The following is a 17,006-nucleotide window of genomic DNA, read 5'->3' as shown; positions in this document are numbered from 1 at the left end:
CAAGGTCCAGGCGATACATGGCAGGGGAATTTGCTTTCCCCGCGCGGGCCTGTGTTGTAAAAGCAGTGACGCATCGGCTTTTTGAACGTCTATGACTAGAATCCGCGACGCTGCTTACCGTCAGTGTCGATATCGGCCTATGAAAAAAGGGAACCTTATGATCATCAAACCACGCGTTCGTGGCTTTATCTGTGTGACCACCCACCCAGTGGGTTGTGAAGCCAACGTCAAGCAACAGATTGACTACGTCACCCAGCAAGGCCCGGTCAGCGACGGACCGAAGAACGTCCTGGTGCTCGGTGCATCCACCGGTTACGGCCTGGCAGCGCGCATCACTGCGGCTTTCGGCTGCGGTGCCAACACCCTGGGGGTGTTCTTCGAGCGTGAAGGCGACGAAGGCAAGCTCGGCACCGCCGGTTGGTACAATAGCGCCGCGTTCCACAAGTTTGCCGAAGAGAAAGGCCTGTACGCCATGAGCATCAATGGCGACGCCTTCTCCGATGAAGTCAAGCGCCTGACCATCGAGACCATCAAGCGCGACATGGGCAAGATCGACCTGGTGGTCTACAGCCTGGCGGCCCCGCGTCGTACCGATCCGAAAACCGGTGAAGTCTACAGCTCGACGCTCAAGCCGATCGGCAAGTCGGTCACCCAGCGCGGACTGAACACCGACAAGGAAGAGGTCAACGTCACCACGCTGGCCGAGGCGACCCAGGAAGAGATCGACGGTACCGTCAAGGTCATGGGTGGCGAAGACTGGCAGCTGTGGATCGATTCCCTGGACGAGGCCGGTGTGCTGGCTGACGGCGCGAAAACCACCGCCTTCACCTACCTGGGCGAAAAACTGACCCACGACATCTACTGGAACGGTTCCATTGGCGCGGCCAAGAAGGACCTGGACCAGAAGGTCCTGAAGATTCGTGAGCGTCTGGCGGCCAAAGGCGGCGACGCGCGGGTTTCGGTGTTGAAAGCCGTGGTCACCCAGGCGAGCTCGGCGATCCCGATCATGCCGCTGTACCTGTCGCTGCTGTTCAAGGTGATGAAGGAGCAGGGCTCCCACGAAGGTTGCATCGAGCAGGTCTACGGCCTGTACAAGGACAGCCTGTACTCGCCGACCCCGATCCTCGACGAAGACGGCCGCCTGCGTGCCGACTACAAGGAACTGCAGCCGGAAGTCCAGGCGCAGGTGGCGAAGCTGTGGGATGCGGTCACCACCGAAAACCTCAACGAACTGACGGATTTTGCCGGCTACAAGGCCGAGTTCCTGCGTCTGTTCGGTTTCGGGGTCGAAGGGGTGGATTACGAGGCCGACGTCAGCCCGGACGTGGCGATTGCCAAGCTGATCCAGGCCTGAATCAGCGCCCGCGTCCTGCGGGGTTGAGGCGGTCACTTGAGGGGCTGGTCAATCCAGCGCCTCAAGGCTATTGCCGGGTTTGGCCGCGCAGCTTCGAAGGCGCGGCGCAACCTCCAGCCGTTATTACTTGATGACCTTCCAGTTCTTGTAGAAGCCCTGGCGCAGGGTGAACGCCGCGCTGGCGAACGCAGCGATCGCACCGCTGATAATGCGCGGGGCGTAGGACGGGCGGACGATATCGATGAACAGGCAGTAACGTTTGGCGTCGTTCTTGTTGAACGAGGCGTGCAGCAGCGTGTCATCGAAAATGAACAGCGGGTCGTCATGCCAGTAATGCTTTTGCTTGCGGCACTGGATGTAGACGCCGTCGTGGTGCGGCGCCGGGGCCATGTTGTAGAGCACGCGGAACATCATGCGCAACGGGCCGAAGTGGAAGGACGTCGAGCGGTTTTCATTGAAGACCGACACGCCCACGGTCTTGACGTAGGGGAACTTCTGCTGGAGTTCCGAGATATCCAGTTCGGTGTCGATCTTGCGTCCGTACCACTGGAAGAACAACATGCCGCGCTTGTTTTCCGCCATCCGTGAGTCGAGGTACTGGATGATCTCGTCCTTGTGGCTCATCGCCTTGTCGATGACTTGCTGCAGGTCGCGCTGGCAGTCTTCTGGCAGGTCCTGCATCTTGTAGATGCCGCGATTGGGCTTGCTGATCAGGTCGAACAGCGAGTTGAAGGGCGACAGTACCCAGGTGTTGCGGCCGTTGCCGATAAAATACTTCTTCGCCAGTTCGGCGGTGTAGATGCCGTTGCGCAGGAAGTCATAGACACCGCAGACACCAACCAGGAGCAGAAAACCGAGAATGGTTTTCGGAAAGCAGTAGATCAGCAAGAGTACGGCCAGGGTCCAGAGGGCGGAGACGACTTTCTTGCGGATGTTGCGAATACTCATGAAACCTGCTCCTAGAGCGACTACGTCAAGTGCGGCGTGCGCCGGGACGGCGCGGCAAAGCCTGGAAAAAAGTGCTGAATGTTACTGTTTTGCAGTGACATTTAACAGTTATTGTTCAAGACAGACCTTGATCTGACGCTATGGTTACGATGTTTTGAGCGCCATGATGGCGCCCGATGGGATAGGAAAACCAATGAAATTATCTTCTGTAGTCGTCTTGTTCATCGCCCTGACGATGGGCCATGCAAGTCTCAGCGAAGCCCGGCAATCGAGGCAGCAGACGGAGTCGGTGGCGGGGGTCTTCGATTACTACCTGCTGACCTTGTCCTGGTCGCCGACCTTCTGCCTGACTCATGCCAAGGATCAGCAGTGCAGCGGCAAGGGTTATGGTTTTGTGCTCCATGGCTTGTGGCCGCAGTATGCCAAGGGCGGCTGGCCACAATCCTGCCCGCCACTGACACCCTTGACGCAGCAGGAGCGGCAAAAGGGCCTCACCCTGTTTCCCTCGGGCAAACTGCTGGAGCATGAGTGGGACAAGCACGGTACCTGCAGTGGCCTGGGCGCCTCTGGCTACCTGAATGCGGCCGACAAGGCGCTGGGGACAGTGGTGGTTCCAGCCGCCCTGCAACCTTCGACGACGCCACGGGAATACTCCGCCGACCAGATCGTCCAACTGTTCCGCCAGAGCAATCCGGGGATGCCGGAGGGTGGGGTGACGGTGCGTTGCAGCGGACCGGAACTGGCCGAAGTGCGTGTGTGCCTGACCAAGGACCTGGGCTTCGGCGAGTGCGGCAAAGGCGTCAGGAATCAATGCCGACAAGGGCCGGTGCGCGTGCCGCCGATTCGCTGATTGCTCCGGGATACCTGGGCGGCGCTTGATTCGACGCGCGGCTCAAGTGCCCGTTTGTGCACAAATGTTCAAGACAGGCGTGCGGCGGGCTGGCAAAGTCGGCGTCTTTTTCTGTGTGCCCGAGTCTTATGTCCGATCATCTGTTACCTCGCACCGCTTTCCTGCGCGGTGCCGTGGCCATCATGCCGCTGTCCCTGGCGACCGCGCCCTGGGGATTGCTGGCCGGTTCCATGGCCATCGAGGCCAACCTGACGCCGCTGCAAGGCCAGGGCTTGTCCAGCATCGTATTTGCCGGTGCCGCGCAACTGGTGGCGATCGGCATGCTCAAGGGCGGCGCGGGGATTTTCTCGATCCTGCTCACCACCGCGCTGCTGACCTCGCAACACCTGTTGTATGGCATGAGCATGCGCTCGGTGATTTCCCCGTTGTCCGGCCGCTGGCGGGTCGGCCTGGGCTTCCTGCTGACCGACGAGCTCTTTGCCTTGACCAGCCAGCACGACAAGCGACAGTTCAACCGCTGGTATGCGCTGGGGGTGGGGTTGACGTTCTATATCGCCTGGAACCTGTTCACCCTGGCGGGGATCGTGCTGGGCCGCAGCATTCCCGGTCTTGAGCATCTGGGGCTGGATTTCTCCATCGCGGCGACCTTTATCGCCTTGATCACCCCGGTGGTACGCAATGTGCCGACCGTGGTCTGTGTGGCGGTGTCGTTGTTCTGTTCGGTGCTGTTCAGCTATTGGCAGTTGGGTTCGGCCCTGGTGTTGTCGGGGCTGGCGGGAATGACGGCAGGATTTCTCTGCAACAAGCTGTATCGGGGGCACGAATGATCGTCTGGGCAGTGATTTTCGGGATGGGGCTGCTGGTGTTCCTCAACCGTTACGTGTTTCTCGAACCCCGCTTGCCGGTGCGCCTGAGCAGCAATGCCCGGCAGTTTCTCGGTTTTGCCGTGCCGGGCATGCTCACGGCGATCTGCGGGCCGATCGTGTTCATGCCCGATCACCAGTTGAACCTGCAGTACGACAATCCGTACCTGCTCAGTTCGCTGGTGGCCATCGGCCTGGTGCTCTACACCCGCAACACCTTGCTCAGCATGTTGCTGAGCATGGCGTTCTTTTTTCTGCTGCGCTGGTGGTTGGCGTGATCTTGGGCTGAGCGGTCTTCACACCGATCACGGACCGGCGTGCTTCAACAACTCCTTGCGCAACTTGCCCGGTGACAGACCGAACAGGCTCTGGAAATGCCGGATGAAATGCGGCGCGTCGGCAAAGCCGCATTCAAAGGCGATTTCGCCGATCTGTCGATCCGAGCTGACCAGCAGCCAGCGCCCGAAGCGGAGCCGCACCTGGCGATAGAACTGCGCCGGGCTGGTATCGGTTTCCGCCATGAACAACCGTTCCAGCTGGCGCTTGCTGGTGCCGACCCAATGGGCGATGGCCTCGATTTCCAGCGGTTCGGCCATGTGTTTTTCCATCAGCATCACCGCCTCGTGCAAACGCCGGTTGGACGAGCTGGCATAACCCAGGGCCTTGCGTCGGTCGAGAAAGCTGCCGGTGCCGCTCTTGGCCACGGTCATCTGGTGCACCACCTTGCCGGCGCGGTCCGGGCCGCAGTGCATGCCGATCAGATGCACCGCCAGCTCGATCACCGACACACCGCCGGCACAGGTGATGCGGTCCTTGTCGATCAGAAAGTCGTTGTGGGTGATAAACCGCAGGGTCGGGAACAGGCGTTTCCAGTCATCGGCATGGTAGGCGTGCACGCAGGCGGTGTGGCCATCCATCAGCCCGTGACGGGCCAGGACGAAGCTGCCGGTGCACAAGCCGATCAAGGGCACGCCGGCCGCCGCCGCCTGGTGCAGGAACGCCGGGTAGCTTTTCGGCACATCGGCCAACGAGTCCAGCAGGCCGCCGATCACCACGATGTAGTCGAAGCGTTGCGGGTCGCCCATTTCGCTATCGATCGGCACGTCCAGTCCACCGCTTGAGGCCACGCGTTGCCCCGGTGTGCCCAGCACCTTCCATTCGCAACGGATCGGCCGGCTCTGGTCGCCGGTGTCGGCGGCGTGGCGCAGGGCATCGGTCAGCCCGGACAAGGACAGCAACGGAAAACGCGGCCAGAGCACGATGCCCACCGACAGTTCGGCCGTTCCGCGGCGCTTGTGCGGGGCGGGTGCCGGTTGCTGGTCGAGGCGCGCCACCAGGCTCGGCTCGCCGGCCTCGTTCGCGGTTTCATGCAGATGTCGCAAATATTCAATCATTCGTGCAAAGCATCCAACTGATTTATGTGCCCTCGGCCCTAGGATGGAGGCCTGCCCAACATCCTGTCGTTCAATAAGAAAACCAACGAGGTGCACACGATGAACAAGCCTGACATGCAACGTTTTACCGGCCTCTGCGCCGGATTGATACTGTCCCTGCTGGCCGCGGGACCGGCGTTCGCGCTGGACACCGTGGAGCCGGGCAGCCTGACCATCGCCTTCAGCGGTGACATGCCGGGGACTGGTTATCAAGATAGCAAGATGGTCGGTTATGACGGTGAAATCCTTCAACAAATTTCCGAGAAACTCGGGATGAAGGTCAAGCCGGCGCTGATGGAGTGGTCGGGAACCATTGCCTCGGTGCAGGCCCGCCGCGTCGACGTTATGGCCGGGACCATGGGCTGGACCGAGCAACGCTCGAAAATCATGGCCCTGAGCGATCCGATCCACTATTTCAAGAACGGCATCACCCAGACCGACAAGACCGATTGGAAAACCCTCAAGGACCTGCAGGGCAAGAAGGTCGGGACCATCACCGGGTTCTCCTTCATTCCTGAAATGCGCAAGATCCCGGGGCTGCAAGTGACGCTCTACGATACCTCGGACGCCGCCGTGCGTGACCTGCTGGCCGGGCGTATCGACGCGGTGATCGGTGATCCGCCGGTCATGCAGTACGCCATTTCGCGCAATGCCCAGTGGCACCTGCACTTCAACGCCTTCACCGACAACGACCCGGATTTCCCCCTGCTGACCGGGTTGGGACAGGTGGTGTTCGGTTTCAACAAGGACAATCCGCAGTTGCTGGCGGCGGTCAATGCGCAGATCGAGGCGCTCTGGAAAACCTGCGAGATGCGCAAGATCGGCGCTCGCTACGGCCTGACCCAGGATGTCTGGTTCATGCCCCAGGGCAAGGACCTGCGCCTGAGCGTCGACCGTCCGGCGGATTGGAAACTGCCTGGCTGCCAATAATAAAGCGTGGTGCGCAGGGTCAGGTGGTCGACCCTGCGCCGGACCGAGAAAAAGCGGGTGAGCAAGATGTCCAACCTGGTAGAACCTGCGCTGTTGCGCGTGTGTGATCTGTACAAGAGTTATGGCGACCTGGAGGTGCTCAAGGGCATCAGCCTGGAGCTCAAGGCCGGGGAAACCCTGTCGCTGATCGGCCCCAGCGGTTCCGGCAAGTCGACCTGCCTGCGCTGCATCAATTACCTGGAGAAGCCCAGCCGGGGCGAAATCTGGCTCGGCGATGAACTGATCGGGCAAGCCCGGGACGGTTCGCGCCTGCGTTTTCTGAGTGACCGGGAAATGGCCCCGCAGCGGCTGGAGATCGCCATGGTCTTCCAGCTGTTCTACCTCTGGCCGCACTTGAACGTACGCGACAATGTCGCGCTGGGCTCGATCAAGGCCCGTGGCATGCCGCGCAAGCAGGCTTACGAGCTGGCCGAGGCGATGCTGGAGAAGGTCCATCTGCGGCACAAGGCCGATGCCTACCCCGAGCAGTTGTCCGGCGGGCAACAGCAGCGTGTGGCGATTGCCCGGGCTCTGGCGCAGCAACCCAAGGTGATCCTGTTCGATGAGCCGACCTCGGCCCTCGACCCCGAACTGGTGGGCGAAGTCCTGGCGGTGATCCGCGAACTGGCCGAAGAGGGCCGGACCATGATCATGGTCACCCACGAAGTGCGCTTTGCCCGCGATGTGGCCGATCGGGTGATCTTTATGGACGGCGGCCATATCGTCGAGCAGGGACCTTCCGCCCAGGTGATCGACACGCCCAGCCACGAGCGCACCCGCAGCTTTCTCGGGCGCATGGCCATGGAGCAGGCTTGAATGAGCAGCCTCCAGACCTTTTTCGGCTTGTTGCCCCTGCTGTTGAGCGGTGCCCTGACGGCACTGGAAATCGCCCTCTGCACTCTGGTGCTGGCCAGTATCGGCGGCCTGGCGCTGGCGGTGTGGCTGACCTTCAGCCGTTCGCGACTGGTGCAGGCGGGCATTGCCTGTTTTATCGAATGGATGCGCAACGTGCCGGCCCTGGCGCATTTGTTCCTGATCTACTTCGGCCTGTCGTACCTGGGGATCAATCTGCCCGCGTGGCTGGCGGCCATCGTCGGCCTGAGCCTGGTGGGCAGTGCCGTGCTCTGCGATATCTTTCGCGCCGGCCTGCAGTCGTTGCATGTCGGGCAATACGAGGCCGGTCTGGCGGTCGGGCTGACCCGGATGCAGATACTGGCCAACATTCTTCTGCCGCAGTCGCTGCGCCGTTCGCTGCCGGCCTTCGCCAACTATGTCACGCAGTTGATCAAGGACACCTCCATCGCTTCGGCCATCGCCGTGCCGGAAATCATGTTCCTGGCGCGCAACCTGGTGACTTCGACCTTCCAGACCTCTCTGATCTACTTTGCGGTGATGTGCATCTACGCCGCGATGATCCTGCCCATCGGCCTGGGTTTTATCCGTCTTGAACGGCATTGGGGGAGCGCACGATGATCAGTTTCCTTGCGCAATACCCCGAGTACTGGAGCGACTGGACCGCGCGCCTGCTGCAAGGCGGCGTGGTCACCGCGAAGTTGTCCCTGGGCGGTTTTGCCCTGGCGGCGCTGCTCGGCAGCTTGCTGACCTGGGCCTTGCGCGGCCCGTTTACCTGGCTGCGTCGCTCAGCGGTGTATTTCATCCAGGGCATGCGCGCGCTGCCGTTGTTGGCGTTGTTGCTGGCGCTGTATTTCTCCTTGCCGAGCCTGGGCCTGACCTTGTCCGGCTTCGAGGCCGGCATTCTCGGGTTGGGCTTGCAGGGCAGTGCCTATATCGCCGAGATCCTGCGCGGCGGCCTTGATGCCCTGCACCGGGGGCAGCGGGAGTCGGCGATTGCCGTCGGCCTGACGCCGTTCCAGGCGTTCACCGCGGTGATCCTGCCCCAGGCGATTCGCGGGATGTTGCCGCCATTGCTCAACGCCTATGTGTCGATCCTCAAGGACAGTTCGCTCTGTGCCCTGATCGCCACCGATGAGCTGATGCTGGCTGCCCGGGCGATTGCTTCGGAGAGCTTTCTGCCGATGCACATCTTCCTGTTGGTCGGCCTGTTCTATTTCGTGATCGCGTTCCCGCTTTCCCTGCTGTCGCGAGTGCTTGAGAAGCGCTTTTCCCGTGGCCGCAAAAGCCTGAGAGGTTGACTGGATGAATTCCCTGGATCACAGCACTTTCCACAGTATCGGCCAGTTGCAGCAGGCGCTGCGCAGCGGCCGACTGACCAGCGAGGCCCTGGTGCGCGGCCAACTGGCCCGTATCGAACGCTTCAACGGCCAGCTCAATGCCTATGTCGAGGCGTACACCCAGCGTGCGCTGGGGGCGGCGATCGCTGCTGACCAGCAGCGTGCCGCCGGGGTCGATCTCGGGCCGTTGCACGGCATTCCGGTGGCGATCAAGGACCTGTTTGAAATCGCCGGGCAGGCCATTACCGGTGGCTCGCTGGCGCAGCGTCCGCGCATCTCCCGCCTCACGGCAACCGCCGTGCAGCGTCTGGAGCGGGCCGGGGCGATTATCCTGGGCAAGACCCACACGGTGGAGTTCGCCTTCGGCGGCTGGGGCACCAATGTGGTGATGGGCACGCCCTGGAATCCCTGGGACCGCGAAGTCCATCGGGCGCCGGGCGGTTCCAGCAGCGGCTCGGCGGTGGCGGTGGCCAGCGGCCTGGCCAGTGCCGCCCTGGGCACCGATACCGGCGGATCGGTGCGGATTCCCGCCGGTATGTGCGGCCTGGTCGGTTTGAAAACCACCCGTGGGCTGATCAGCCGTCATGGCCTGATCGAACTCTGCCCGTCGCTGGACTCGGTGGGGCCGATCACCCACACCGTCGAGGACGCGGCCTGGATGCTCGATGCCTTACTCGGCCCCGATCCGCTGGACCCGGTCTCGGCCCAGGCCCCGGTGTTCAGTGCCGCGGCGGGACTCAATCAAGCGGTAGCGGGACTCAGGATCTGGGTGTTGCCACAAGCCGAGCGCGCCGCCATTGCCCCCGATATCCTGGCGGCCTACGATCGAGGGCTGGAGCAGTTGGCCGCGTTGGGGATGCATCTGGTGGAGCAGCCGTTGCCACGCTCGCTGGAGTTGTGCATGCGGGTGGCCGGCGGGCTGATGAGTGCTGAAGGTTATGCCAGTCTCGGTGCGCTGTTCGAACAGCGCGACCTGCGCTTCGACCCCCACGTTCAGCGTCGTGTATTGAGCGGCAAGGCCATCGATTCGGCGGCCTATATCGATCTGCACAATCAGCGCCGCGCCGCGCGCAAGGCCATGCAGGAGGCGATGCTGAATCTCGACGCCTGTGTGTTCCCGACCAATGCCGTCGGCAGTGTGCCGCTGGATCAAGTGGATGAGTACGGCACGCCGCTGGCGCTGCTGGGGCGTTTCGCCAACCTGCTCAATCTGTGTTCGGTGGCATTGCCGGTGGGTTTTGACGGCCAGGGCATGCCGGTGTCGATGCAGATCGTCGGCAAGGCGTTCGCCGAGCCGCTGATCCTGCGCATCGGTCATGCCTATCAGCAGCAGACCGACTGGCATCAACTGACGCCGAGCGGCTGGGCCCTGGACAAGGAGGCGGTGTAATGGAGATTTGCGTGGTGGGCGCGGGGATCGTCGGGCTGAGCAGTGCCTGGTTCCTGCACCGGGCCGGGCATCGCGTCACGGTGATCGACCAGGCGTCCGGTCCCGGCATGGGCGCGGTGGGCGGCAACGGCGCGCAGTTGAGCTACAGCTATGTGCAGCCGCTGGCCGATCCGTCGCTGTTGCCGGGGATCCCCAAGCTGTTGCTCGACCGTAGCGGGCCGTTGCGCTTCACCCCGCAGTGGAGCCCGGAACAATGGCGCTGGTGCATGGCGTTCCTGGCGGCCTGCCGGACTTCGGTCTCGCGCCAGACCACGGTGGAGTTGTTGGCGCTGGCGGCCGAGAGCCGTCAGGCCCTGGACGGGTTTATGCAAGAGCAGCGTCTGGACTGCGATTTCACCCGCACCGGGAAGCTGGTGCTGTACCCGGACGCCGAAGGGCTGGACAAGGCGCAGCGTCAGGTGCGGTTCCAGGCGGGGCTGGGCTCGCGACAACAGGTGGTCAGCGCCAGTGAGGCGGTGGCGATAGAGCCGGCGCTGGCCGGTTATCAGTCGGCGTTTCATGGCGCGATTCACACCGACAGCGAATGCGCGGTGGACGGTCTCAAGCTGTGTCGCGAAATGGCCCGGATCATGGCGGGCGAGGGCGTGCAGCTGTTGTTCGAGCGCAAGGTCGAAGGTTTCCAGCGCCGTGCTGAGCGGATCACCGCGCTGAACCTGAGGCATGCCGATAAAGGGGCCGAAGTGCTGCACAGCGAGGCGGTGGTCCTGGCCGCGGGCGCCTACAGCACCGGCTTGCTGGCGCAACTGGGTAGCCGTTTGCCAGTCTATCCGCTCAAGGGCTACAGCATTACCTTGCCGATTACCGGGCACACCCGGGCGCCGACGGTCAGTATCACCGATATGCGCCGCAAGACCGTGTTCGCCCGCATCGGTGACCGTCTGCGGGTGGCCGGGATGGTGGAGTTGTGCGGGATGGACGCGTCGATTCCGGCGGCGCGGATCGAGCAACTGCAAGCCTCGACCGAGGCGTTGTTCGGCGGCGGTTGGCACACCGGGGATTGTCAGCCCTGGAGCGGCTGGCGGCCGGCGACGCCCACTGGCAGACCTGTGCTTGAACACCTCGCAGGCAGTAACCTGTACCTCAACACCGGGCATGGCGCACTGGGCATGACCCTGGCCTTTGGCAGCGCGCAGCGCCTGGTGCGGTTGGTCGAACACGCGGCCGGCTGACGTTTATCCAAGGAGAAAGACCGATGACGATTCAACGTTTCCAGAGCAATGCGCGGATGTCCGGCGTGGTCAGCCATGGCGATGTGCTTTACCTCGCCGGCCAGGTACCGGGCGATCTGCAAGGCGACATTGAGTCCCAGACCCGCCAGGTGCTGGAGAAGATCGAAGGGCTGCTGGCCCTGGCCGGCAGCGACAAGAACCGTTTGCTCAGCGCGCAGATCTGGCTCAAGCATATCGACCGCGACTTCGCGGCGATGAACGCGGTCTGGGATGCCTGGTTGCCGGAGGGCGGTGCCCCGGCACGGGCCACGGTAGAAGCCAACCTGGCGCGGCCTGAAGTGTTGGTGGAAATCATGGTGATTGCGGCCAAGGCCTGAATCCAACCCCTGTAGGAGCCGGCTTGCTGGCGATGGGATCGACGCGGTGTCCTGTCAGACCGCGTCGCCTGGATCGCCAGCAAGCCGGCTCCTACAGGGGCACCTCAGCCCAGCGCTTCACGCAACCGATGCCACAGCATCCCCAGCGCCAGCAACGGCGAGCGCAAGGCCTTGCCCCCCGGGAAGGTCATATGCGGCACCGCGCTGAAGATATCCATGCCTTTGCTTTGCCCTGCATGGATAGCCTCGGCCAACAACCGCGCGGTCCAGTGGGTCACGTTGACGCCATGCCCCGAATAACCCTGGGCATAGAACACATTCGGATGCTGTTGCAGGCGCCCGACCTGGGGGAAACGATTGGCAGTGATGCCGATCATGCCGCCCCATTGATAGTCGATGCGCGCATCCGCCAGTTGCGGGAACACCTTGAGCATCTTCGGTCGCATATAGGCGGCGATATCCGCCGGGTCGCGTCCGGAGTAATGGCAGGCACCGCCGAACAACAGGCGCTTGTCGGCAGAAAGACGGTAGTAATCCAGCCCGACCTTCTGGTCGCACAGCGACAGGTTCTGCGGAATCAACTCGGCCGCCACCTCGGCGGCCAATGGTTCGGTGGCGATGATATAGCTGCCGGCGGGCAGCACCTTGCCGCTCAAACGTGGTTCCAGATCTTCCAGGTGCGCGTTGCAGGCCAGCACCAGGCTGTTGGCGCGCACGCTACCGGCGGCACAACGCACCTCCACCGTACTGCCATGGATCAGCTCCAGCACCGGGCTATGTTCGAAGATCTGAACCCCCAGCGCCTTCGCCACCCGCGCTTCACCGAGCACCAGGTTGAGCGGGTGCAAATGCCCCGAACCCTTGTCGATCAGACCGCCCGCATACGCCGTGCTGGCCACCACCTGGGCCATGTCCTGGGGCCCGACAATCCGGGTTTCATGGGCATAACCCAGTTCCGCCAGATGCGCCTGCTCGGCGCGGAACGCCGCGAACTGCGCCGGGGTGTTGGCCAGTTCGCAGAAGCCCCAGCGCAGGTCGCAGTCGATGGCGTGCTCGCGGATGCGATTGCCCACCACCTCGACCGACTCGATACCGGCACGCTCCAGATAACGCACGCCTTCCGTGCCGACATACTTGGCAAAACCGCTGACATCATGGCCGATGCCCCGAATCAACTGCCCGCCATTGCGCCCGCTGGCGCCCCAGCCGATCCGCCGGCCTTCCAGCAGCACCACCGACAGCCCACGCTGCGCCAGTTCGATGGCGGTGTTGACGCCGGTTAAACCGCCGCCGATCACGCACACATCGGCAGTCACCTGGGAGTCGAGCCGGGGATAATCCGGCATCGAACCGGCGGTCGCCGCGTAATAGGAGCGAGCGTGTTCCATTGGGCTGGCTTGACTCATTTGTTGGACTTCACTTTGCTCCAGGAGCGGGTCATCAGGCGCATGATCTCAGGTGTCGGTGTGGTGGAGATGTAGAGCTTATCGAGGACTTCCTGGGAGGGATAGACCTCGGGGTTGTTCACCAGCGCTTCGTCCATGTACTGCTTGGCCGCCGGGTTGGGGTTGGCGTAGCCGACGGTGGCGCTGACCTTGGCAATCACCTGCGGGTCCAGCAGGTAATTGATGAAGGCATGGGCCTCTTTCACATTGGTCGCATCGGCGGGAATCGCCAGCAGGTCGAACCACAGGTTGCTGCCCTCCTTGGGAATCGAATAGGCGATGTTGATGCCGTTCTTCGCTTCCTTGGCCCGGTTCGCGGCCTGGAACACATCACCCGAGTAACCGAAGGCAATGCAGATATCACCGTTGGCCAGGTCCGAGATGTACTTGGACGAGTGGAAATAGGTGATATAGGGCCGCAGGGTCAGCAGCTTGGCTTCAGCCTTCTTGTAGTCCTCGGGTTTCGAACTGCGTGGGTCCATGCCCATGTAATTGAGCACCGCCGGGAACACTTCGTCGGCCGAGTCCATGAACGAGACGCCGCACTGGGTGAGCTTCTTCAGGTTCTCCGGTTCGAACAGCACCGCCCAGGAATCGATATGGTCGATGCCCAGCACCTGCTTGATCTTGTCGACGTTGTAGCCGATGCCATTGGTACCCCACAGGTACGGCACCGAGTGTTCATTGCCCGGGTCGTTTTTCTCCAGCAGCTTGAGCAGTTTGGGATCGAGGTTCTTCCAGTTCGGCAGCTGCGAGCGATCCAGTTTCAGGAAGGCCCCGGCTTTCACCTGGCGGCCGAGAAAATGGTTGGAAGGCACCACCACGTCGTAACCGGTGCGGCCGGCGAGCAACTTGCCTTCCAGGGTTTCGTTGGAGTCGAAGACGTCGTAGATCACCTTGATACCGGTCTTGCCCTGGAAGTCGGCGAGGGTGGTATCACCGATATAGTCGGTCCAGTTGTAGACGCTGACGGTCGGCTCGGCTTGTGCGGTGGCGCTGAACAGCAAGGCCAGTGCTAGCGGAACGACGGATTTCAATAGACGCATTCGACACCTCTTGTTGGGGTTGTTTTTCGGTCTGGGTAAAGGTTCTGGATCAGACGCTCAGCAGCAGGAACTCCCGCTCCCAGGAACTGATCACACGCTTGAAGTTTTCGTGTTCGGCACGTTTCACCGCCACATAGCCACGGACAAACTGGGTGCCCAGGTAGCGTTCGATGGTCGGGCAGTCTTCCATGTGCGCCAGCGCGTCCTCGATGGTGATCGGCAGGCGCAGATTGCGGCGTTCATAAGCGCGGCCTTCGACCTTGGCGCTCGGTTCGATCTGCTCGACCATGCCCAGGTAGCCGCACAACAGGCTCGCGGCAATCGCCAGGTAAGGGTTGGCATCCGCGCCCGGCAGGCGGTTTTCCACGCGCATGGCGTCGGGGCTGGAGGTCGGCACCCGCAGGCCGACGGTGCGGTTTTCCTCGCCCCACTCGACATTGACCGGCGCCGAAGTGTCCGGCAGGAAGCGGCGGAACGAGTTGACGTTGGGGGCGAACATCGGCAGCAGCTTGGGGATGTACTTCTGCAGACCGCCGATATGGTGCAGGAACAGCTGGCTCATCTGTCCGTCGGCATCGACGAAGATCGGTTTGCCGGTGACGCTGTCGACCACGCTCTGGTGCAGGTGCATGGCGCTGCCGGGCTCGTCGGCGATCGGCTTGGCCATAAAGGTCGCGGTGACGTTGTGCTTGAGCGCGGCTTCGCGCAGGGTGCGCTTGAACACGGTGATCTGGTCGGCCAGGTCGAGGGCATCGCCGTGACGGAAGTTGATTTCCATCTGCGCCGGGCCGTCTTCGTGAATCAGCGTATCGAGGTCCAGGCCCTGGGCTTCGCACCAGTCGTAGACGTCTTCGAACAGCGGGTCGAACTCGTTGGCGGCATCGATGGAGAACGACTGCCGACCGCTTTCCGCGCGACCCGAACGCCCCAGCGGGGCCTTGAGCGGCAGGTCCGGGTCTTCACAGCGCTGGGTCAGGTAGAACTCCATCTCCGGAGCGACTATGGGCTGCCAGCCTTTGTCGGCATACAGCTTGAGGACCTTCTTCAGGACATTGCGCGGCGACAACTCGATAGGGTTGCCCTGCTTGTCGAAGGTGTCGTGGATCACGATGGCGGTGGGCTCGATGGCCCATGGCACCACATACATGGCCGACGAATCCGGCCGGCAGATCATGTCGATATCGGCAGGGTCGAGCAGGTCGTAATAGACATCGTCGTCGACAAAGTCCCCTGTTACCGTTTGCAAAAGCACACTTTCCGGCAGGCGCATGCCTCGCTCATGCAGGAACTTGTTGGTGGGTGCGATCTTGCCGCGGGCGATACCGGTCAGGTCACTGACCACGCACTCTACTTCGGTAATCTTGTGTTCTTTCAGCCACGAAGACAGCTGATCGAAAGGGGCATTCATAAAGACCTCGTTGTTGGTTTTTTTCTGCGCCGGGTGATCTGTCTGCATCCCGGCCGAGCGGCGAGAGACTTCCCCTGCGGCGCATTGGCGACTATCTTGGGCGAGCGATGGGGGTCCCATCTATCCACTTTATGACGGCATAAGACGCACCAAATGAGTGCGAACGGTCATCCGATGACAGAGTCAAACGCCTTGCGGGTTCAAGCGTTCAATACCGCCGATGTGGCCGAACAGATACGCGCCACACCGGGTTGGGTGCAGCATTACCAGCAGATGTCGCCGGGGCATTTCGCCGGGCAGATTCGTTACCTGGACCTGCAAGGGGTGCAGATCTACGAGGAGTGCATGAACACCCGGGTCGAGCAGAATTTCAGTGCGCCGTCGGGGGCGCTGGCCTTCTGTTTCGATCGCAGTGACAACGCCTTGTATGTGCTCAACGGCGAGAGCTGCAATATCTGGATCACTCCCGAGAACTACCAGGAAGTGGCGGTGGTGTTCGGTCCGGAGTTCGTGCAGCACCATGGCCTGGATGTGGCACGGCTGGAGGGGTTGTTCATGGCGCCGCTCAACTCGCAACAGAACGGCTTGTTCAGCCGCTGGCTGAGCGGGACCTTGACCCGCCTGGCGCAGACCTTCGATCCGCCGAGCCGGGAAAGCCTGACCCAGCAACTGCTGGACGACTGCCTGTACATTCTCGATAACGCTGTCTGCCTGGACCCAGGTTCCTTGCAGCGCCGCGCCGAGGAGCGTTCGATCATGAAGCGCATCGGCGAGTGGGCGGCCGATTCGCCTGATGAAACCCTCAACCTGCTGGAACTGTCCGGTTTCGCCGGGGTTTCATTGCGTCAGTTACAGCACACCTTCAAGGCCTACACAGGCATGACGCCGAGCCATTGGCTGCGCTTGCGCCGGCTCAACAGTGCCCGCCATGAACTGCTCGGGCGCAATGCCTTGGACAAGACGGTGGCCGAGGTGGCGATGAATTGGTCGTTCTGGCACCTGGGGCGGTTTTCGAACAGCTATCGGGCGCTGTTTGGCGAACTGCCCAGCGAGACCCTCAAGCGCGGTCAGCGGCTGCGCTGAGACCGCGTCTCAGGCATCACGCAACAGGTCATTGGCGTTGAGCAGGGCGTAGGCGATCTCCGGGTTTTTCTCCAGGCCACGGCGGATCGCGGCCGGAATCGACTGGCGGGTCTTGCGGCACAGGCCGGGGTGGTCGGCGATCTGGATATCGATGCCACGCATGGTGCGTACTTCATTGAAGCCCGGGACGACGGACACCCGCAGGCCCAACTGTTCGTATATCCGTTTTTGCAGGTGTTCGAGGTCGGCCAGGCTCTTGAGGTTTTCCAGACGTTCGAGCAGCACCTTTTCCTGCTGGCGGGTCAGGCCCAGGATGCGCAGGTCGGCGCCGGCTATTTGCAGCAGTTGTTCCCGCTCGCAAATGCAGGCGCCGGGTGGGCAGGGCTGACGGATCGGAAGTGAGACTGTCATGGTCTCCG

Annotated in this window: 18 protein-coding genes; 12 read left to right on the top strand and 6 right to left on the bottom strand. The window is 62.3% G+C overall.

What is annotated here, in order from left to right; genetic code table 11:
• Nucleotides 1-157 precede the first annotated feature (157 nt).
• Entirely contained in the window at nt 158-1,354 is a 1,197-nt protein-coding gene (fabV, locus tag M5C71_RS06255; RefSeq protein WP_103499168.1) for an enoyl-ACP reductase FabV, read from the top strand.
• A 123-nt stretch (nt 1,355-1,477) separates the two neighbouring features.
• Here fabV and M5C71_RS06250 read toward each other — a convergent pair whose 3' ends face one another.
• A complete protein-coding gene (locus M5C71_RS06250) occupies nt 1,478-2,302 on the bottom strand; it encodes an aspartyl/asparaginyl beta-hydroxylase domain-containing protein (RefSeq protein WP_103499167.1) in 825 nt (274 codons plus the stop codon).
• 193 nt (nt 2,303-2,495) lie between these two features.
• Between M5C71_RS06250 and M5C71_RS06245 the strand changes: the two genes are divergently transcribed.
• The 3 genes from M5C71_RS06245 (at nt 2,496) to M5C71_RS06235 (ending at nt 4,293) form a co-directional block, all read left to right on the top strand.
• The gene (locus tag M5C71_RS06245) at nt 2,496-3,152 is read left to right on the top strand and encodes a ribonuclease T2 (protein WP_248767468.1); all 657 of its coding nucleotides are present in this window, start codon (nt 2,496-2,498) and stop codon (nt 3,150-3,152) included.
• 128 nt (nt 3,153-3,280) lie between these two features.
• A complete protein-coding gene (locus tag M5C71_RS06240) occupies nt 3,281-3,979 on the top strand; it encodes an AzlC family ABC transporter permease (RefSeq protein ID WP_103499165.1) in 699 nt (232 codons plus the stop codon).
• A complete protein-coding gene (locus tag M5C71_RS06235) occupies nt 3,979-4,293 on the top strand; it encodes an AzlD domain-containing protein (RefSeq protein ID WP_177097668.1) in 315 nt (104 codons plus the stop codon). The genes M5C71_RS06240 and M5C71_RS06235 overlap by 1 nt, the downstream gene beginning before the upstream one ends.
• Before the next feature lie 27 nt (nt 4,294-4,320).
• Here the strand turns inward: M5C71_RS06235 and M5C71_RS06230 are convergent, their stop codons facing one another.
• A complete protein-coding gene (locus M5C71_RS06230) occupies nt 4,321-5,409 on the bottom strand; it encodes a GlxA family transcriptional regulator (protein ID WP_103499163.1) in 1,089 nt (362 codons plus the stop codon).
• A gap of 99 nt (nt 5,410-5,508) precedes the next feature.
• Between M5C71_RS06230 and M5C71_RS06225 the strand changes: the two genes are divergently transcribed.
• The 7 genes from M5C71_RS06225 to M5C71_RS06195 all read left to right on the top strand — a co-directional run bounded on the left by M5C71_RS06225 (nt 5,509) and on the right by M5C71_RS06195 (nt 11,605).
• On the top strand, nt 5,509-6,378 hold the full coding sequence (locus M5C71_RS06225) for an ABC transporter substrate-binding protein (RefSeq protein ID WP_248767467.1): 870 nt from the start codon (nt 5,509-5,511) through the stop codon (nt 6,376-6,378).
• A gap of 66 nt (nt 6,379-6,444) precedes the next feature.
• Nucleotides 6,445-7,233, top strand: a complete 789-nt coding sequence (locus M5C71_RS06220; protein WP_248767466.1) for an amino acid ABC transporter ATP-binding protein — start codon at nt 6,445-6,447, stop codon at nt 7,231-7,233.
• The gene (locus M5C71_RS06215; protein WP_103499161.1) at nt 7,234-7,890 is read left to right on the top strand and encodes an amino acid ABC transporter permease; all 657 of its coding nucleotides are present in this window, start codon (nt 7,234-7,236) and stop codon (nt 7,888-7,890) included. It abuts the gene before it with no gap.
• Nucleotides 7,887-8,570 carry an amino acid ABC transporter permease gene (locus tag M5C71_RS06210; RefSeq protein ID WP_103499160.1) on the top strand — a complete coding sequence of 228 codons (684 nt, stop codon included), beginning with the start codon at nt 7,887-7,889 and terminating at the stop codon, nt 8,568-8,570. Before M5C71_RS06215 ends, M5C71_RS06210 begins: the two co-directional genes overlap by 4 nt.
• Before the next feature lie 4 nt (nt 8,571-8,574).
• Entirely contained in the window at nt 8,575-9,999 is a 1,425-nt protein-coding gene (locus tag M5C71_RS06205) for an amidase (RefSeq protein ID WP_248767465.1), read from the top strand.
• Complete coding sequence (locus M5C71_RS06200) at nt 9,999-11,228, top strand: D-amino acid dehydrogenase (RefSeq protein ID WP_103499158.1); 1,230 nt, start codon at nt 9,999-10,001, stop codon at nt 11,226-11,228. The genes M5C71_RS06205 and M5C71_RS06200 overlap by 1 nt, the downstream gene beginning before the upstream one ends.
• Before the next feature lie 23 nt (nt 11,229-11,251).
• On the top strand, nt 11,252-11,605 hold the full coding sequence (locus tag M5C71_RS06195) for a RidA family protein (protein WP_103499157.1): 354 nt from the start codon (nt 11,252-11,254) through the stop codon (nt 11,603-11,605).
• Nucleotides 11,606-11,709: 104 nt separating this feature from the next.
• Here M5C71_RS06195 and M5C71_RS06190 read toward each other — a convergent pair whose 3' ends face one another.
• Genes M5C71_RS06190 through M5C71_RS06180 form a run of 3 tightly spaced genes read right to left on the bottom strand, consistent with a single transcriptional unit; the run spans nt 11,710 to nt 15,504 of the window.
• Nucleotides 11,710-13,011, bottom strand: a complete 1,302-nt coding sequence (locus tag M5C71_RS06190; protein WP_103495208.1) for an FAD-binding oxidoreductase — start codon at nt 13,009-13,011, stop codon at nt 11,710-11,712.
• Complete coding sequence (locus M5C71_RS06185) at nt 13,008-14,096, bottom strand: polyamine ABC transporter substrate-binding protein (protein WP_103495207.1); 1,089 nt, start codon at nt 14,094-14,096, stop codon at nt 13,008-13,010. Before M5C71_RS06185 ends, M5C71_RS06190 begins: the two co-directional genes overlap by 4 nt.
• A 49-nt stretch (nt 14,097-14,145) precedes the next feature.
• On the bottom strand, nt 14,146-15,504 hold the full coding sequence (locus M5C71_RS06180; protein ID WP_103495212.1) for a glutamine synthetase family protein: 1,359 nt from the start codon (nt 15,502-15,504) through the stop codon (nt 14,146-14,148).
• Between the two features lie 174 nt (nt 15,505-15,678).
• Between M5C71_RS06180 and M5C71_RS06175 the strand changes: the two genes are divergently transcribed.
• Entirely contained in the window at nt 15,679-16,587 is a 909-nt protein-coding gene (locus M5C71_RS06175; protein ID WP_248767464.1) for a helix-turn-helix domain-containing protein, read from the top strand.
• Between the two features lie 9 nt (nt 16,588-16,596).
• Here the strand turns inward: M5C71_RS06175 and M5C71_RS06170 are convergent, their stop codons facing one another.
• Nucleotides 16,597-16,998 carry a hypothetical protein gene (locus tag M5C71_RS06170; RefSeq protein WP_103495205.1) on the bottom strand — a complete coding sequence of 134 codons (402 nt, stop codon included), beginning with the start codon at nt 16,996-16,998 and terminating at the stop codon, nt 16,597-16,599.
• Nucleotides 16,999-17,006: the final 8 nt, after the last annotated feature.

Source organism: Pseudomonas sp. MWU12-2345 (genome assembly GCF_023242385.1).
GTDB classification, from domain to species: Bacteria; Pseudomonadota; Gammaproteobacteria; order Pseudomonadales; family Pseudomonadaceae; genus Aquipseudomonas; species Aquipseudomonas gingeri_D.
The sequence above is the reverse complement of the archived record's forward strand: the minus strand, read 5'-3'. Positions and strand labels throughout refer to the sequence as shown.

Excerpts from the sequence above, each read along its gene's own strand:
- fabV (WP_103499168.1), top strand. The coding sequence starts at position 158 with ATGATCATCAAACCACGCGTTCGTGGCTTTATCTGTGTGACCACCCAC.
- M5C71_RS06250 (WP_103499167.1), bottom strand. The coding sequence starts at position 2,302 with ATGAGTATTCGCAACATCCGCAAGAAAGTCGTCTCCGCCCTCTGGACC.
- M5C71_RS06245 (WP_248767468.1), top strand. The coding sequence starts at position 2,496 with ATGAAATTATCTTCTGTAGTCGTCTTGTTCATCGCCCTGACGATGGGC.
- M5C71_RS06240 (WP_103499165.1), top strand. The coding sequence starts at position 3,281 with ATGTCCGATCATCTGTTACCTCGCACCGCTTTCCTGCGCGGTGCCGTG.
- M5C71_RS06230 (WP_103499163.1), bottom strand. The coding sequence starts at position 5,409 with ATGATTGAATATTTGCGACATCTGCATGAAACCGCGAACGAGGCCGGC.
- M5C71_RS06225 (WP_248767467.1), top strand. The coding sequence starts at position 5,509 with ATGAACAAGCCTGACATGCAACGTTTTACCGGCCTCTGCGCCGGATTG.
- M5C71_RS06220 (WP_248767466.1), top strand. The coding sequence starts at position 6,445 with ATGTCCAACCTGGTAGAACCTGCGCTGTTGCGCGTGTGTGATCTGTAC.
- M5C71_RS06215 (WP_103499161.1), top strand. The coding sequence starts at position 7,234 with ATGAGCAGCCTCCAGACCTTTTTCGGCTTGTTGCCCCTGCTGTTGAGC.
- M5C71_RS06210 (WP_103499160.1), top strand. The coding sequence starts at position 7,887 with ATGATCAGTTTCCTTGCGCAATACCCCGAGTACTGGAGCGACTGGACC.
- M5C71_RS06205 (WP_248767465.1), top strand. The coding sequence starts at position 8,575 with ATGAATTCCCTGGATCACAGCACTTTCCACAGTATCGGCCAGTTGCAG.
- M5C71_RS06200 (WP_103499158.1), top strand. The coding sequence starts at position 9,999 with ATGGAGATTTGCGTGGTGGGCGCGGGGATCGTCGGGCTGAGCAGTGCC.
- M5C71_RS06195 (WP_103499157.1), top strand. The coding sequence starts at position 11,252 with ATGACGATTCAACGTTTCCAGAGCAATGCGCGGATGTCCGGCGTGGTC.
- M5C71_RS06190 (WP_103495208.1), bottom strand. The coding sequence starts at position 13,011 with ATGAGTCAAGCCAGCCCAATGGAACACGCTCGCTCCTATTACGCGGCG.
- M5C71_RS06185 (WP_103495207.1), bottom strand. The coding sequence starts at position 14,096 with ATGCGTCTATTGAAATCCGTCGTTCCGCTAGCACTGGCCTTGCTGTTC.
- M5C71_RS06180 (WP_103495212.1), bottom strand. The coding sequence starts at position 15,504 with ATGAATGCCCCTTTCGATCAGCTGTCTTCGTGGCTGAAAGAACACAAG.
- M5C71_RS06175 (WP_248767464.1), top strand. The coding sequence starts at position 15,679 with ATGACAGAGTCAAACGCCTTGCGGGTTCAAGCGTTCAATACCGCCGAT.
- M5C71_RS06170 (WP_103495205.1), bottom strand. The coding sequence starts at position 16,998 with ATGACAGTCTCACTTCCGATCCGTCAGCCCTGCCCACCCGGCGCCTGC.